The organism is Ruegeria sp. BG6, assembly GCF_056538465.1.
Genome location: NZ_JBQFTB010000003.1, coordinates 60,152 through 74,798, shown reverse-complemented (window position 1 = coordinate 74,798; position 14,647 = coordinate 60,152). Strand labels below are relative to the sequence as shown.

At 59.7% G+C, this 14,647-nt stretch carries 18 protein-coding genes; all 18 read left to right on the top strand.

Features of this window, described 5'->3' with window-relative positions:
* The first annotated feature begins 8 nt into the window (after positions 1–8).
* The 18 genes from ACR0JW_RS07350 to nuoH all read left to right on the top strand — a co-directional run bounded on the left by ACR0JW_RS07350 (position 9) and on the right by nuoH (position 14,645).
* Positions 9–1,940: an acetyl/propionyl/methylcrotonyl-CoA carboxylase subunit alpha gene (locus ACR0JW_RS07350; protein WP_480713767.1), complete on the top strand. Its 1,932-nt coding sequence runs from the start codon at positions 9–11 to the stop codon at positions 1,938–1,940.
* 79 nt (positions 1,941–2,019) lie between these two features.
* Complete coding sequence (locus tag ACR0JW_RS07345; RefSeq protein ID WP_170677836.1) at positions 2,020–2,874, top strand: hydroxymethylglutaryl-CoA lyase; 855 nt, start codon at positions 2,020–2,022, stop codon at positions 2,872–2,874.
* A 12-nt stretch (positions 2,875–2,886) separates the two neighbouring features.
* Positions 2,887–3,387, top strand: coding sequence for a P-loop nucleotide/nucleoside kinase family protein (locus ACR0JW_RS07340; RefSeq protein ID WP_480713825.1), 501 nt, complete (start codon positions 2,887–2,889; stop codon positions 3,385–3,387).
* Between the two features lie 10 nt (positions 3,388–3,397).
* A complete protein-coding gene (locus ACR0JW_RS07335; protein WP_170677832.1) occupies positions 3,398–4,186 on the top strand; it encodes a crotonase/enoyl-CoA hydratase family protein in 789 nt (262 codons plus the stop codon).
* 186 nt (positions 4,187–4,372) lie between these two features.
* Positions 4,373–4,738: an NADH-quinone oxidoreductase subunit A gene (locus ACR0JW_RS07330; protein ID WP_170615352.1), complete on the top strand. Its 366-nt coding sequence runs from the start codon at positions 4,373–4,375 to the stop codon at positions 4,736–4,738.
* The gene (locus ACR0JW_RS07325) at positions 4,729–5,262 is read left to right on the top strand and encodes a NuoB/complex I 20 kDa subunit family protein (RefSeq protein WP_170615354.1); all 534 of its coding nucleotides are present in this window, start codon (positions 4,729–4,731) and stop codon (positions 5,260–5,262) included. The genes ACR0JW_RS07330 and ACR0JW_RS07325 overlap by 10 nt, the downstream gene beginning before the upstream one ends.
* Before the next feature lie 11 nt (positions 5,263–5,273).
* Complete coding sequence (locus ACR0JW_RS07320) at positions 5,274–5,876, top strand: NADH-quinone oxidoreductase subunit C (RefSeq protein ID WP_480713766.1); 603 nt, start codon at positions 5,274–5,276, stop codon at positions 5,874–5,876.
* A 2-nt stretch (positions 5,877–5,878) separates the two neighbouring features.
* On the top strand, positions 5,879–6,052 hold the full coding sequence (locus ACR0JW_RS07315; RefSeq protein ID WP_170615358.1) for a hypothetical protein: 174 nt from the start codon (positions 5,879–5,881) through the stop codon (positions 6,050–6,052).
* A 4-nt stretch (positions 6,053–6,056) separates the two neighbouring features.
* A complete protein-coding gene (locus ACR0JW_RS07310) occupies positions 6,057–6,179 on the top strand; it encodes a hypothetical protein (RefSeq protein WP_480713765.1) in 123 nt (40 codons plus the stop codon).
* The gene (locus tag ACR0JW_RS07305) at positions 6,179–7,402 is read left to right on the top strand and encodes an NADH-quinone oxidoreductase subunit D (RefSeq protein ID WP_170677828.1); all 1,224 of its coding nucleotides are present in this window, start codon (positions 6,179–6,181) and stop codon (positions 7,400–7,402) included. The genes ACR0JW_RS07310 and ACR0JW_RS07305 overlap by 1 nt, the downstream gene beginning before the upstream one ends.
* Positions 7,402–8,499, top strand: coding sequence for an NADH-quinone oxidoreductase subunit NuoE (gene nuoE, locus ACR0JW_RS07300; protein ID WP_170824649.1), 1,098 nt, complete (start codon positions 7,402–7,404; stop codon positions 8,497–8,499). The genes ACR0JW_RS07305 and nuoE overlap by 1 nt, the downstream gene beginning before the upstream one ends.
* A 32-nt stretch (positions 8,500–8,531) precedes the next feature.
* Positions 8,532–8,753 (top strand): DUF5337 domain-containing protein, encoded by a 222-nt coding sequence (locus ACR0JW_RS07295; protein WP_170678563.1) that lies wholly within the window; start codon positions 8,532–8,534, stop codon positions 8,751–8,753.
* Positions 8,754–8,765: 12 nt separating this feature from the next.
* Entirely contained in the window at positions 8,766–10,064 is a 1,299-nt protein-coding gene (gene nuoF / locus ACR0JW_RS07290; protein ID WP_170678561.1) for an NADH-quinone oxidoreductase subunit NuoF, read from the top strand.
* Between the two features lie 5 nt (positions 10,065–10,069).
* Positions 10,070–10,486 (top strand): MAPEG family protein, encoded by a 417-nt coding sequence (locus ACR0JW_RS07285; protein WP_170615366.1) that lies wholly within the window; start codon positions 10,070–10,072, stop codon positions 10,484–10,486.
* The gene (locus tag ACR0JW_RS07280) at positions 10,486–10,875 is read left to right on the top strand and encodes a hypothetical protein (RefSeq protein ID WP_480441354.1); all 390 of its coding nucleotides are present in this window, start codon (positions 10,486–10,488) and stop codon (positions 10,873–10,875) included. Before ACR0JW_RS07285 ends, ACR0JW_RS07280 begins: the two co-directional genes overlap by 1 nt.
* A gap of 86 nt (positions 10,876–10,961) precedes the next feature.
* Positions 10,962–11,378, top strand: a complete 417-nt coding sequence (locus ACR0JW_RS07275) for a DUF5333 domain-containing protein (RefSeq protein ID WP_480713764.1) — start codon at positions 10,962–10,964, stop codon at positions 11,376–11,378.
* 3 nt (positions 11,379–11,381) lie between these two features.
* Entirely contained in the window at positions 11,382–13,403 is a 2,022-nt protein-coding gene (gene nuoG, locus ACR0JW_RS07270) for an NADH-quinone oxidoreductase subunit NuoG (protein WP_480713763.1), read from the top strand.
* Positions 13,404–13,607: 204 nt separating this feature from the next.
* Positions 13,608–14,645: an NADH-quinone oxidoreductase subunit NuoH gene (nuoH, locus tag ACR0JW_RS07265; RefSeq protein WP_170677822.1), complete on the top strand. Its 1,038-nt coding sequence runs from the start codon at positions 13,608–13,610 to the stop codon at positions 14,643–14,645.
* Positions 14,646–14,647: the final 2 nt, after the last annotated feature.

Here is a 14,647-nt window from a genome sequence, read left to right as displayed (position 1 = left end):
CTGGGCTTGTGTTCACTAAAATTCTGATTGCCAACCGGGGTGAGATTGCCTGCCGAGTTATGGAAACTGCGCAAAAGCTGGGCGTTTCCTGCGTTGCCGTCTATTCGGACGCCGATATCGGGTCCAAGCACGTCCAGATGGCCGATGAGGCTGTGCATATCGGTGGCGCGGCCCCTGCGGACAGCTACCTTAAAGGGAACGTGATCATCGAGGCGGCGTTAAAAACCGGCGCGCAAGCGATCCATCCCGGCTATGGATTCCTGTCCGAAAACCCCGATTTCGTGGATGCAGTCGAAGCTGCCGGCCTGACGTTCATAGGACCGTCCGCCGATGCGATCCGCAAGATGGGATTGAAGGATGCCGCGAAGGTTCTGATGGAGGAGGCCGGTGTGCCGGTTGTTCCCGGCTATCACGGCGATAACCAGGACCCGGATCACCTTGCCGGCGCGGCCGATGCGATTGGCTACCCGGTTCTGATCAAAGCGGTTGCCGGTGGCGGTGGCAAAGGCATGCGGCTCGTTGAAAAGCCGCAGGACTTCAACGCCGCGCTGGATAGCGCGCGCAGCGAGGCGCGGACGGCGTTTGGCAATGACGCGGTTCTGGTCGAGAAATTCGTCACCAAACCCCGCCATATCGAAGTGCAGGTGTTCGGCGACGGAACTCATGCCGTGCATTTGTTCGAGAGAGACTGCTCGTTACAGCGGCGCCATCAGAAGGTCATCGAGGAAGCGCCAGCGCCGGGGATGACGTCCGAGATGCGCGAGGCGATGGGGCAGGCAGGTGTCCGGGCCGCCGAAGCGATCGGCTACAAGGGCGCAGGCACCGTTGAGTTTATTGTCGATGCCTCGGAGGGGCTGCGCCCGGACCGGTTCTGGTTCATGGAAATGAACACACGTTTGCAGGTTGAGCATCCGGTCACCGAAGCGATCACTGGCGTTGATCTGGTCGAATGGCAATTGCGGGTCGCGTCCGGGGAAAAGCTGCCCGCCGGTCAGGAACAACTGTCGATCAGCGGGCATGCCTTCGAGGCGCGGCTTTACGCTGAAGACGTACCAAAAGGGTTTCTGCCCGCGACCGGACAGCTTTCTCATCTTCGGTTTCCAGTTGATTGCCGCGCCGACAGTGGTGTGCGTGCCGGTGACATAATCAGCCCGTGGTACGATCCGATGATTGCCAAGGTCATCGTACATGGACCAACCCGATCGGCGGCGCTGGAGCAATTGCACCGTGCGTTGCAGCAAACCGAGGTCGCTGGAACGGTCACGAACCTTGCATTTCTGGGCGCGCTGACACGGCATGCAGGATTTGCAGCAGGAGACGTCGATACCGGGTTGATTGGCCGGGAGTTGCCGGGGCTGACTTCGGAAACTGAACCCTCTGCCGGACATTCCGTGGCCGCCGCTATGGCGGCGCTGGGTCTCGTCAACACAGATGACGAGACCGGTTTCACGCTGTGGGAGCCGCTGCGTCGTGCGGTCCACCTGCAGCACCGGGGCGATGTCATCGATCTGGATGTGCAGGTCGATGGGCGTGACCGGCAACTGTGGTATGTAAACCAGAAACAGATCGAGGCACGGCGGCGCGATGGCCTCTGGCGTCTGGACGGTCAGCCCATACCTCGCGTTGCCATCAACGGAGCCGTCATCACGGTTTTTGACGATTACGGCCACGCGTTTGAACTAATCGATCCGCTTGATCGCGATACGACGGCATCCGGCAACACAAACGTGATCGAGGCGCCCATGCCCGGTCTGGTCAAGGCCGTGTTCGCCGAGGCTGGTCAGTCCGTATCGGAGGGCGACCGCTTGGCCATTCTGGAAGCTATGAAAATGGAGCACGCCTTGCTGGCCGCACGTGACGGCATCGTTGCCGAAGTTCTGGCCGCTCCCGGATCGCAGGTCGAAGCCGGCGCCGCGCTTGTTCGGCTGGAAGAGGAGTAGCCTATCCCTGTGATGCATCGCATGCCATTGTCGGGGCAGGTTCAGCCGTTGATCGGCACAGCACAGGAGAGGCGCAGGAATGGGTGACAGAGTCGAAATCTTTGAGGTCGGGCCCCGGGACGGTCTACAGAATGAACAGCGCCAGATCCCCGTGGCCGAGAAAGTGGCGCTGGTGAATCGCCTGAGCGATGCCGGCTTCAATCGCATCGAAGTTGCGAGTTTTGTGTCACCGAAATGGGTGCCGCAAATGGCTGACAGTGCAGCGGTTTTGGCAGGCATTACCCGCGCGGCTGGCGTCCGCTACGCTGCCTTGACGCCGAATATGCGCGGCTATGAGGATGCGATTGCCGCACATGCGGACGAAATCGCCATATTCGCGTCGGCATCCGAAGGGTTTTCGAAGGCAAACATCAATGCGTCTATTGCGGAATCCATCGCGCGGTTCGAGCCGATTCTGGAGGAAGCGCGCCATATCGACTTGCCGGTGCGCGGGTATATTTCCTGCGTGACCGACTGCCCCTATGACGGACCGACAGCGCCGGAGAAAGTCGCCGAAGTGGCTGATGTGCTGTTTTCGCACGGCTGCTATGAGATTTCATTGGGCGATACCATCGGGCAGGGCACGCCCGACAAGATCGCGCGCATGATCCTTGCTGTTCGCGAGCAGGTGCCGGTCACAAGGTTGGCGGGGCATTTTCATGACACGAATGGCCGGGCGATGGATAATATCGATGCCGCTCTGGCACTCGGGGTGCGTGTCTTCGATGCGGCGGTCGGCGGTTTGGGCGGCTGCCCATACGCGCCGGGGGCGGCGGGGAACGTGGCGACCGAGGCGGTTGCGGCGCATCTTGAACGGTTGGGCTATGACACGGGTCTGGACGTCGCGATCCTGCAGGAAGCGGCGGAGATGGCCCGTTCGATGCGGGGCACCTGAGTGCCGGTTTTGATGTGTCTGTCCGGTTTGCCGGGTGTTGGCAAAACGACAATTGCCCGAATGGTTGCGGAGCGGACAGGTGCGTTGTGGCTTTGGATTGATCAGATCGAAACCGCCATGCGGTCGTCGCATATGAAGGTCGATGATCTTGCAGATGGCGGCTATGCCGCAGCACAAGCCGTTGCCACTGGAGCCTTGCAGCAGAGGTTTGATGTGATAGCCGATTGTGTGAACCCGATCAGCCTGACGCGAAACGCTTGGCGCGGTGTGTCGGGGAAAGCCCGGGCGCGGCATCTTGATGTGGAATTCTGGTGCTCAGACAAGACCGAACATCGAAAACGTGTCGAAAAGCGCGTGGTCGAGTTGCGCAATTGGTCACCGCCGACCTGGCAGGCTGTTGAGATGCGCAGATACGACCCGTTTCCAAATCCCGATATCAGGATCGACACAGCGCAGACAGATCCGGCCGAGGCGGCGACCTTGTTGGCGGCTGCGATCCGTGAAGACCCATAGGAGAAAAACGATGTTTGAAACGATCGATATTGCAGTTGATCAGCGTGGTGTCGCCAGGTTGACCCTGAACCGCCCCGAAAAGCACAACGCCATGTCGGCGCAAATGATTGCGGAACTGACCAGCGCGGCAGCGGCGCTGGGCAAGGATGAAAACGTGCGCTTGGTTGTTCTGACCGGGGCAGGAAAGAGCTTTTGCGCCGGGGGCGACCTTGGTTGGATGCAGGACCAGATGGCAGCGGATCCCGCCACACGGTTCACCGAAGCACGCAAGCTGGCCGAAATGCTGAACGCCCTGAATACCCTGCCCAAGCCGTTGATTGGCGCCTTGCAGGGCAACGCGTTCGGGGGCGGTGTGGGCATGGCGGCCGTCTGCGATATTGCGATCGGTGTGAACAGCCTGAAGATGGGCCTGACGGAAACCCGCCTTGGTCTGATCCCGGCAACGATCGGGCCATACGTCGTTGCTCGCATGGGCGAAGCGCGAGCGCGCCGTGTCTTCATGTCCGCGCGCCTGTTTGATGCGAGCGAGGCTGTGGATCTTGGGCTGCTGGCTGAGACTGTGCCCGCCGAAGGTCTGGAGGACGCGGTGGAAGCCCATGTGGAACCTTATCTGTCCTGCGCGCCCGGGGCTGTCGCGTCCGCCAAAAGCCTTGTTCAGGCGTTGGGCCCGAAAATCGACGATGCCGTGATTGATCACACGATCAACGCCCTGGTCCAAAGGTGGGAAACACAAGAGGCGCAAGAGGGAATCAGTGCGTTCTTCGAGAAACGAAAACCTGCATGGAATAGTAAGGTTTAGCAGCATGTTCCCGTTTGTTGGATAAAGCGAAATCCGGGCGGTGTATCGGGGTCAGGCATGCAGATTAATACGGCATTCGCCGCCTGTGCTTGGTTGACCCTCTGACCCCGCACGGATAGAGAATGTCCAGTCAACACGCCAATTGACGGCGCGCCCGGGACCGGACGCGCAGGAAAGGAGCCACTCGTGGAAGAGCTGTTGCGGGAGTATCTCCCGATCCTGGTGTTTCTGGCCGTCGCCGTAGGCCTTGGAATCGTCCTTATTCTTGCGGCTGTGGTGCTTGCTGTTCGCAATCCTGATCCTGAAAAAGTCAGCGCATATGAATGTGGCTTCAATGCCTTCGACGATGCGCGGATGAAATTCGACGTCCGATTCTATCTGGTCTCGATTCTCTTCATCATCTTCGATCTGGAAATCGCCTTCCTGTTTCCGTGGGCCGTGGGCTTCCGCGACATCAGCGATGTGGGTTTCTGGTCCATGATGGTATTCCTGGCGGTGCTGACGATCGGCTTTGCCTATGAATGGAAGAAGGGGGCCCTGGAATGGGAGTGATGACGGGCGCAAACACCGCCGGCGTCGACAAGGAAGTCGCCACCCAGGCCCTCAATGCCGAGTTGCAGGACAAGGGCTTCCTGCTGACCTCGAGCGAAGACATCATCAACTGGGCGCGTACCGGGTCGCTGCACTGGATGACATTCGGTCTGGCCTGCTGCGCGGTTGAGATGATGCACACCTCGATGCCGCGCTACGATGCCGAACGGTTTGGCATTGCTCCGCGCGCCTCTCCGCGTCAGTCCGACGTGATGATCGTTGCGGGGACGCTGACCAACAAGATGGCACCGGCGCTGCGCAAGGTGTATGACCAGATGCCGGAACCGCGTTACGTGATCTCGATGGGATCCTGCGCCAATGGCGGTGGGTACTATCACTATTCCTATTCTGTTGTTCGCGGCTGTGACCGGATAGTTCCTGTGGACATCTACGTACCGGGCTGCCCTCCGACGGCTGAGGCCCTGCTTTACGGTCTGATGCAGTTGCAGCGCAAAATCCGCCGCACCGGCACCATCGTACGCTGAGGAGAGAGCTGATGAGCGAAGCACTCAAAGAACTCGGCACGCAGTTAGAGCTGAAACGGGCTGATTGCGTTTTGTCCTGGGATGTCACCCACGGCGAGCTGAACGTTGATGTGGCCCCGTCGAACCTTGTGGAATTTGTCGAATTCCTGACGTCCGATCCGAACTGCAAGTTTTCGACGCTGGTGGACATCACCGGTGTGGACTACCCGGAACGGGCCAAGCGCTTCGACGTGGTGTACCACTTCCTGTCGATGTACCAGAACCAGCGCATCCGCCTGCGGGTCTCGATCCGCGAGGAAGACATGGTGCCCTCGATCGTGGACGTTCACCCGTCGGCCAACTGGTTCGAGCGTGAGGTGTTCGACATGTTCGGCATCCTGTTCTCGGGCCATCCGGACCTGCGGCGCATCCTGACCGATTATGGCTTCCGCGGCTATCCGCTGCGCAAGGATTTCCCGACCACTGGCTATACAGAAGTCCGCTATGACGAAGCGCAGAAGCGCGTGGTCTATGAACCCGTGTCGCTGGTTCAGGAGTATCGTCAATTCGATTTCATGTCCCCATGGGAAGGTGCGAACTACATTCTGCCAGGGGACGAAAAACAGGAGACGTAATCATGGAGTTCTTGATCTGGATTATCGTGGTGGTTGCAACGGTCATTCCGATGACCAAGCTGTTGCCGCATTTCGGGATCAACAAGAACTGGGCGTTCGCTTGCGTGATTTCGCCAGTGGTCATTGTCCTTTTGTGGATGATGGCCATGAAGCTGCAAGAGATGGAGCGACGCTGACATGATGGGCGAACTGATCGTTTTGGGCGCCTTGGGCGTCTTGCTTGCAGGGGCCGCGGCGAAAGCGGCCGAAGCCGAAAAGGTCCGGGTCCGGGCTGAGGCGAAAAAGAAGAAACGAGGGCGTTGATGGACGGCTCAAGATATGATGACGGCAGCACGGACGCGCTGAGCGGAGAACAGAAGATCCGCAACTTCAACATCAACTTCGGCCCGCAACATCCTGCGGCGCACGGAGTTCTGCGTTTGGTGCTTGAGCTCGACGGCGAGATCGTCGAACGCTGCGACCCGCATATCGGCCTGCTGCACCGTGGCACCGAAAAGCTGATGGAAAGCCGGACGTATCTGCAGAACCTGCCGTATTTCGACCGTCTGGACTATGTGGCCCCGATGAACCAGGAGCACGCCTGGTGTCTGGCCATCGAAAAGCTGACCGGTGTGGAAGTGCCACGTCGCGGCTCGCTGATCCGTGTTCTGTATTCCGAGATCGGTCGCATCCTGAACCACCTGCTGAACGTGACCACACAGGCGATGGACGTCGGCGCGCTGACGCCGCCTCTGTGGGGCTTTGAAGAACGCGAAAAGCTGATGGTGTTCTACGAGCGCGCCTGTGGTGCGCGCCTGCACGCGGCCTATTTCCGTCCCGGCGGTGTACATCAGGATCTGCCGCCGGAATTACTGGACGATATCGAGGCGTGGAGCCATGAGTTCCCCTCAGTTCTCGATGACATTGACGGCCTGCTGACCGAAAACCGCATCTTCAAACAGCGCAACGCCGATATTGGTGTCGTGACCGAGGATGATATCCAGAAATACGGCTTCTCGGGCGTGATGGTGCGCGGATCGGGCCTCGCCTGGGACTTGCGCCGCGCGCAGCCCTATGAATGCTATGACGAGTTCGAATTCCAGATTCCCGTTGGCAAGAACGGCGACTGCTATGACCGTTATCTCTGCCGCATGGAAGAGATGCGCCAGTCGCTGCACATCATCCGTCAGGCCATCTTGAAAATCCGTGATTGCCCCGGCGATGTTTTGGCGCGTGGCAAGATCACCCCGCCGAAACGCTCGGATATGAAGACCTCGATGGAGAGTCTGATCCATCACTTCAAACTGTATACCGAAGGCTTCCACGTATCCGCTGGCGAGGTCTATGCCGCCGTCGAAGCCCCCAAGGGCGAGTTCGGCGTTTATCTGGTCGCCGACGGCACCAACAAACCCTACCGCGCCAAACTGCGCGCGCCGGGTTTCCTGCACCTGCAAGCCATGGACCACGTAGCCAAGGGCCACCAACTGGCTGACGTTGCCGCCATTATCGGCACCATGGACGTCGTATTTGGAGAGATTGACCGCTAATGCTCCGCCGTCTTCACCCCGAACAACCCGAAAGCTTTGCCTTCACCGCTGCGAACCAGCAATGGGCCGAAGCGCAGATCACAAAATACCCCGAGGGACGTCAGGCCAGCGCGGTGATCCCGCTGCTGTGGCGTGCGCAGGAGCAAGAGGGCTGGCTGAGCCGCCCGGCGATTGAATCCGTCGCCGACATGCTGGGAATGGCCTATATTCGCGTGCTTGAGGTTGCGTCTTTCTACTTCATGTTCCAGCTGCAACCGGTTGGATCTGTTGCGCACATTCAGGTCTGCGGCACGACGTCGTGCATGATCTGCGGGGCCGAAGATCTGATTGCGGTCTGCAAAGAAAAGATCGCCGCCAAGCCGCATGAACTGTCCGCCGATGGCAAGCTGAGCTGGGAAGAGGTCGAATGCCTCGGCTCCTGCACCAATGCTCCGATGGCGCAGATCGGCAAGGATTACTATGAGGATCTGACCGCCGAGAGCTTTGGCAAGATCATTGACGATCTGGCGGCGGGCAAGGTTCCGACGCCGGGCCCGCAGAACGGGCGCTATGCGGCTGAGCCCCTGAAAGGGCTGACCAGCCTGACCGAGTATGACAGTGGCCGAACGCAGTATAACGCCAGCGTCGCATTGGCGACGGATCTGGGTGATACAGTCAAGCGGATCGACGGAACCGAAGTGCCGATCCTGACGCCCTGGCTGGGCAAGGATGGCAAGGCTGCCGCGACCAAGGCGGCTCCAAACCCTCCCAAAGCACCTGCGCCGGCTAAGCCTGCAGTGAAACAGGCGGCTGAGGCGAAGGCCAAGGAAAATGCGCCTGAAACGCTGTCGGCTGCGCGGGATGGCAAGGCAGATGATCTCAAGCTGCTGAAAGGCGTTGGGCCGAAGCTGGAGCAAACGCTGAACGAGCTGGGATTCTACCACTTTGACCAGATCGCCGCCTGGACACCTGATCAGGTGGCTTGGGTCGACGCGCGTTTGAAGTTCAAAGGCCGGATCGAACGGGATGGCTGGATCGAGCAGGCGGGCAAGCTGGCCGCTGGTGAAGAAACCGAGTTTGCGAAACGTGCCAAGAAAGACGGCACATACGAAGAGTGATAGCCGGTGCCCATCCGGGGCATCAATGTGTGATGGACAAGGACAAAGAACTGGCCATAGCCCGAAAGGGCCGACATATCGGTATCGTCATCGCAGTGACGATGACGATTTGGCTTGCCATGAACTTGTTTGTCGGCCCCGCGTTGGGATTGACGGCGCGACACGCGCTGCTGTTTGATTTTGCTGCGTTGGCGGCATTCATCTATGCGGGCGTGAACATTTTTCAACTCTGGCGCATGCGTCAGGACAGCTGAAGGTAACGAATGATGCTGAAGGATCAGGACAGGATCTTTACCAACATCTACGGGATGCATGAGCGCACGCTGAAAGGCGCGCAGGCCCGGGGGCATTGGGACGGCACCGCTGGCCTGATCGAAAAGGGGCGCGACTGGATCATCCAGACCATGAAGGACTCGGGCCTGCGTGGTCGTGGTGGTGCGGGTTTCCCGACCGGTCTGAAATGGTCGTTCATGCCAAAGGAAAGCGATGGGCGCCCGGCCTATCTGGTTGTGAACGCAGATGAATCCGAGCCCGGCACATGCAAGGACCGCGAGATCATGCGCCACGATCCGCATACCCTGATCGAAGGCTGCCTGATCGCGTCCTTCGCAATGAACGCGCACACCTGTTACATCTACCTGCGTGGCGAATATATCCGCGAGCGTGAGGCGCTGCAGGCCGCGATTGACGAAGCCTATGACGCTGGCTTGCTGGGAAAGAACGCCGCTGGTTCGGGCTGGGATGTCGACCTATTCCTGCATCATGGTGCCGGCGCCTATATCTGCGGCGAGGAAACCGCCCTGATCGAAAGCCTTGAGGGCAAGAAGGGTATGCCGCGGATGAAACCTCCGTTCCCGGCAGGTGCGGGTCTTTACGGCTGTCCGACCACGGTGAACAACGTGGAATCGATTGCTGTGGTGCCGACGATACTGCGCCGTGGGGCCGACTGGTTCGCGGGCTTCGGCCGCCAGAACAACGCGGGCACCAAGCTGTTTGCGATCTCTGGCCATGTGAACAACCCCTGCGTGGTTGAAGAGGCCATGTCGATCCCGTTCGAACAACTGATCGAAACCCATTGCGGTGGCATTCGCGGCGGTTGGGACAATCTGCTGGCGGTGATCCCCGGCGGATCCTCGGTGCCTTGCGTACGCGGCGAGAACATGCGCGATGCAATCATGGATTTCGACCATCTGCGCAACGATCTGGGATCGGGGCTTGGTACGGCGGCGGTGATCGTGATGGACAAGTCCACTGACATCATCAAGGCGATCTGGCGTCTGTCGAAGTTCTACAAGCACGAAAGCTGTGGCCAGTGCACGCCCTGCCGCGAAGGCACCGGCTGGATGATGCGCGTCATGGATCGTCTGGTTAAGGGCGAGGCGGAACTGGAAGAGATCGATATGCTGTTCGACGTGACCAAACAGGTCGAAGGCCACACGATCTGCGCCCTTGGCGACGCGGCGGCCTGGCCGATCCAGGGCCTGATCCGCAACTTCCGTGAAGAAATCGAGGATCGCATCAAGGCTCAGAAATCGGGCCGCATGGGTGCGATGGCTGCGGAGTGAACTCAATGGAAATCTATGCCGAATATTCCCACGCAATCGCCGCTTTGGTGATTTTCACCCTGGTTGTTCTGTTTCTGTCACCGTTCACCGCGCTGGCCAAACAGGGAAAAGGGCTGGCTCCGGGGGCGACACCGAATCAGGATTATTCGGACAAGGCTTACCGCCTGAACCGGGCCTATCTGAACGGCACAGAGACGCTGCCCGCGTTTCTGGCTGTTACAGTGGCCGCAATTTTGATGGGTGTAAGCCCGTTCTGGGTCAACCTTTTCGCATCGGTGGCATTGGTTGCCAGACTGGTCATGTTGTTCGTCCATATTCGCGGCGTCGGCAAACCCAACAGCGGTTTGCGTTCCGTGCTGTACGTCGTGGCATGGGCCTGCATGTTCCTTACCGGTCTCATGGCATTGGTGGCGGCGTTCTGATGTCGATAGGCGCACGCGAAAATACGACCCGCAAGCCAAGAGCTGCATCGATGCTGACAGTGGCGATTGCGGCTTTGTCGCTTGTGACGGCATGCGGCCTTGTCAAACCTCCGGATGACCGGGTCACGTTCGATGGCAAATCCTTCCGGGCCAAGGCGAAAGCGGTAAACAAAAAGGCCATGCCGGCCGAGTTCACCGTGACCGTGAAAGGTGTTTCCGCGTCGTTGGACGGAGCGCTCGAAGCCGGCCGTTATGAAGGTACCAAGTTCTGTATTCAGAACTTCGGATCGTCCAGAATCGCCTGGAAAGTCGGACCTGATACGGAACCCCAGAATCTGCGCATCGCGGATGACAAACTGACATTTGCAGGAACCTGCCAGAGACCATGAAGCAGGGTTTTGCATATCGCGGCGGATTGACCGGGCAGCTATTGCTTAGCGCCCGGAGAAAACATCGTTGTGGACCTTCCATACCGATGGGAAGGATCACGCTCGGCGCGAAGGCAGTTGCTCTGATTTCAGTATTAACCTTCCCGATAGTGGCAGAGGCCAAGCCGCCTTTGAGGGATGTCAAAGAGATCGACAACGAACTCTACTTCATCGCCATCGCAAACGAGATTTCGGAGTACTGCCCGTCGATCAGCGGGCGCCGGATGAAAGCGATCGGAGTGATGTGGGGATTGCGATCCAAAGCGAACAAACTGGGGTACTCGGATCAGGAAATCCGCGCCTATGTGGACTCGGATTCCGAAAAGGACCGGATGCGCGCCAAGGGCGAGGCGTATCTGTCCCAGAACGGTGTGTCTTATGACAACCCCAAGTCCTTCTGCTCACTGGGGCAGACGGAAATCGAAAGAAACAGCGCCATTGGCGTGTATTTGAGGGCGAACTAGAGAATGTCTGACCTCCGCAAGATCAATATCGACGGGCAGGATATCGAAGTCGATGGTGCGATGACCCTGATCCAGGCCTGTGAACAGGCCGGAGTCGAAGTGCCGCGCTTCTGCTATCACGAGCGCCTGTCGATTGCCGGAAACTGCCGGATGTGTCTGGTCGAGGTTGTTGGCGGCCCGCCCAAACCTGCGGCTTCCTGCGCGATGCAGGTGCGCGATCTGCGCCCGGGGCCGGAAGGACAGCCGCCGGTGGTCAAGACGAACTCGCCCATGGTCAAGAAGGCCCGCGAAGGGGTGATGGAGTTCCTGCTGATCAACCACCCGCTGGATTGCCCGATCTGCGATCAGGGCGGCGAGTGCGACCTGCAGGATCAGGCGATGGCTTATGGTCTGTCGGGCACGCGCTTCAAGGAAGCCAAGCGGGCGGTGGATGATTTGGATCTTGGACCGCTGGTCGGCACCGCGATGACGCGCTGCATCAGTTGTACCCGCTGCGTACGCTTCACCACCGAAGTCGCCGGGATCACCCAGATGGGCCAGACCGGGCGTGGTGAGGATGCCGAGATCACGTCGTACCTGAACCAGACGCTGAATTCGAACCTGCAGGGCAACATTATCGACCTGTGCCCGGTCGGGGCGTTGACGTCGAAGCCCTATGCCTTCACTGCGCGGCCGTGGGAGCTGACCAAGACCGAGAGCATCGACGTTATGGATGCATTGGGTTCGAACATCCGCGTGGATACCAAGGGCCGTGAAGTCATGCGCTTTCTGCCGCGCAACCATGACGCGGTGAACGAGGAATGGATCAGCGATAAGACCCGCTTCGTCTGGGACGGCCTGCGCCGTCAGCGTCTGGACAAGCCTTATGTGCGCGAGAACGGCAAGCTGCGCCCGGCCTCTTGGTCTGAGGCGCTGAACAAGGCCGCCGAGGCGCTGAAAGGGGCCGAGAAACCGGCTGGGATCGTCGGTGATCTGGCTCCGGTCGAGGCTGCGTTTGCTCTGAAACAGATGATCGAAGGGCAGGGTGGTGTTGTTGAATGCCGCACCGACGGGGCCAAACTGCCTGCGGGCAATCGTGCGGCCTATGCCGGGACTGCGGCGATCGAGGATATTGACGCTGCCGAACGCATTCTGCTGATCGGCACAAACCCGCGTGACGAGGCTCCGGTTCTGAACGCCCGGATTCGCAGGGCCTGGGCGCACGGGGCCGAGGTTGCACTGGTAGGTCCCGCTGTGGACCTGACCTATGGGTATCACCATGTGGGTGATGACCGCACGGCGCTGCAAAAGGTCGTGGACATGGGTGGCGACGATACGATCAAGGGCAAACGCTCGCTGGTCATTGTTGGCCAAGGTGCGTTGCAAGAGGCGGACGGCGCCGCCGTTCTGGCCGCCGCACAAACCATTGCTGCAAACACGGAAAGCGGTCTGATCGTTCTGCATACCGCCGCCTCGCGCGTAGGTGCGATGGATGTGGATGCGACCAACGAAAGTGGCATGGATGCCGTTTCAGCGGCGGACGTGATCTACAACCTCGGCGCGGACGAGGTCGAGATCGGTGAGGGCGCCTTCGTGATCTATCAGGGCAGCCATGGTGATCGCGGCGCGCATCGCGCCGACGTGATCCTGCCGGGTGCCGCTTATACCGAGGAAAACGGCCTGTTCGTGAACACCGAAGGCCGCCCGCAACTGGCCATGCGCGCCGGGTTCGCGCCCGGTGAGGCGAAAGAGAACTGGGCGATCCTGCGTGCCCTGTCGGCCGAGCTGGGTGCTACGCTACCCTTCGACTCGTTGGCGCAGTTGCGCACCGCGCTTGTCGAAGCGGTTCCGCACCTGGCCCAGATCGATCAGGTGGTCGAAAATGAAGTTCAGCCGCTGGATGCCGGCCCGTTGGGCACGGCGACCTTCCGCAACGCGGTCAAGGATTTCTACCTGACCAACCCGATTGCGCGGGCCTCGCAGCTGATGGCCGAGCTTTCGGCGCAGGCGCAGGCACGCAAGGCCGAGAAGATCGCGGCGGAATGAACCAGAGCTGTTTCATATCGCGGGCCAACGCGACTGCCGGGTGGCAGTATGCTGCGCCTGATTTGTGTGTGAAACCCAAGATTAAGGGTGGCGCATGGGCGGCGGATGCTGTTTACACCAACGCGCCGACCCAGCCGCAGTTTGCGCAGGCACGTGGCCTTTGCATCGTTCGCGGAAAACGGAATACCCACGGTGTGAGGACCAATGGCTGATTTCTTTAACACCCCAGGCGGAATAGCCATCATCATTCTGGCGCAAGTGCTTGCAGTCGTTGCCTTTGTGATGATTTCGCTGTTGTTCCTTGTCTACGGCGACCGCAAGATCTGGGCTGCTGTCCAGATGCGCCGCGGCCCCAACGTGGTCGGCGTCTATGGCCTTTTGCAATCGGTGGCGGATGCGCTGAAATATGTGGTGAAAGAGGTCGTGATCCCGGCAGGCGCTGACCGCACGGTTTTCATCCTTGCGCCGCTGACGTCCTTCGTTCTGGCGATGATCGCCTGGGCGGTGATCCCGTTCAACGATGGCTGGGTTCTGTCGGATATCAACGTCGCCATCCTCTATGTCTTCGCCGTGTCTTCGTTGGAAGTTTATGGCGTGATCATGGGCGGTTGGGCGTCGAACTCAAAGTACCCGTTCCTGGGCTCGCTGCGGTCCGCCGCGCAGATGATCTCCTATGAGGTCTCGATCGGCCTGATAATTATCGGCATCATCATTTCGACCGGTTCGATGAATTTCGGTGATATCGTTCGGGCGCAGGATGGCTCGTTCGGCTTCTTCAGCTGGTACTGGCTGCCGCATTTCCCGATGGTGTTCCTGTTCTTTATCTCGGCGCTGGCCGAAACCAACCGCCCGCCCTTCGACCTGCCCGAGGCGGAATCGGAACTGGTTGCCGGCTATCAGGTCGAATATTCGGCAACGCCCTTCCTGCTGTTCATGGCCGGCGAATACATCGCCATCTTCCTGATGTGCGCGCTGACTTCGCTGTTGTTCTTCGGCGGCTGGCTGTCTCCGATCCCGGGCCTGCCCGACGGCGTGCTGTGGATGGTCGCCAAGATGGCGTTCTTCTTCTTCATCTTCGCAATGGTCAAGGCGATCACGCCCCGCTACCGCTATGACCAGCTGATGCGGCTGGGCTGGAAAGTGTTCCTGCCGTTCTCGCTGGGCTGGGTGGTCTTCGTGGCCTTCGCGGCGAAATTTGACTGGTTCTGGGGCGCCTTTGCCCGTTGGAGCGTAGGAGGCTGAGT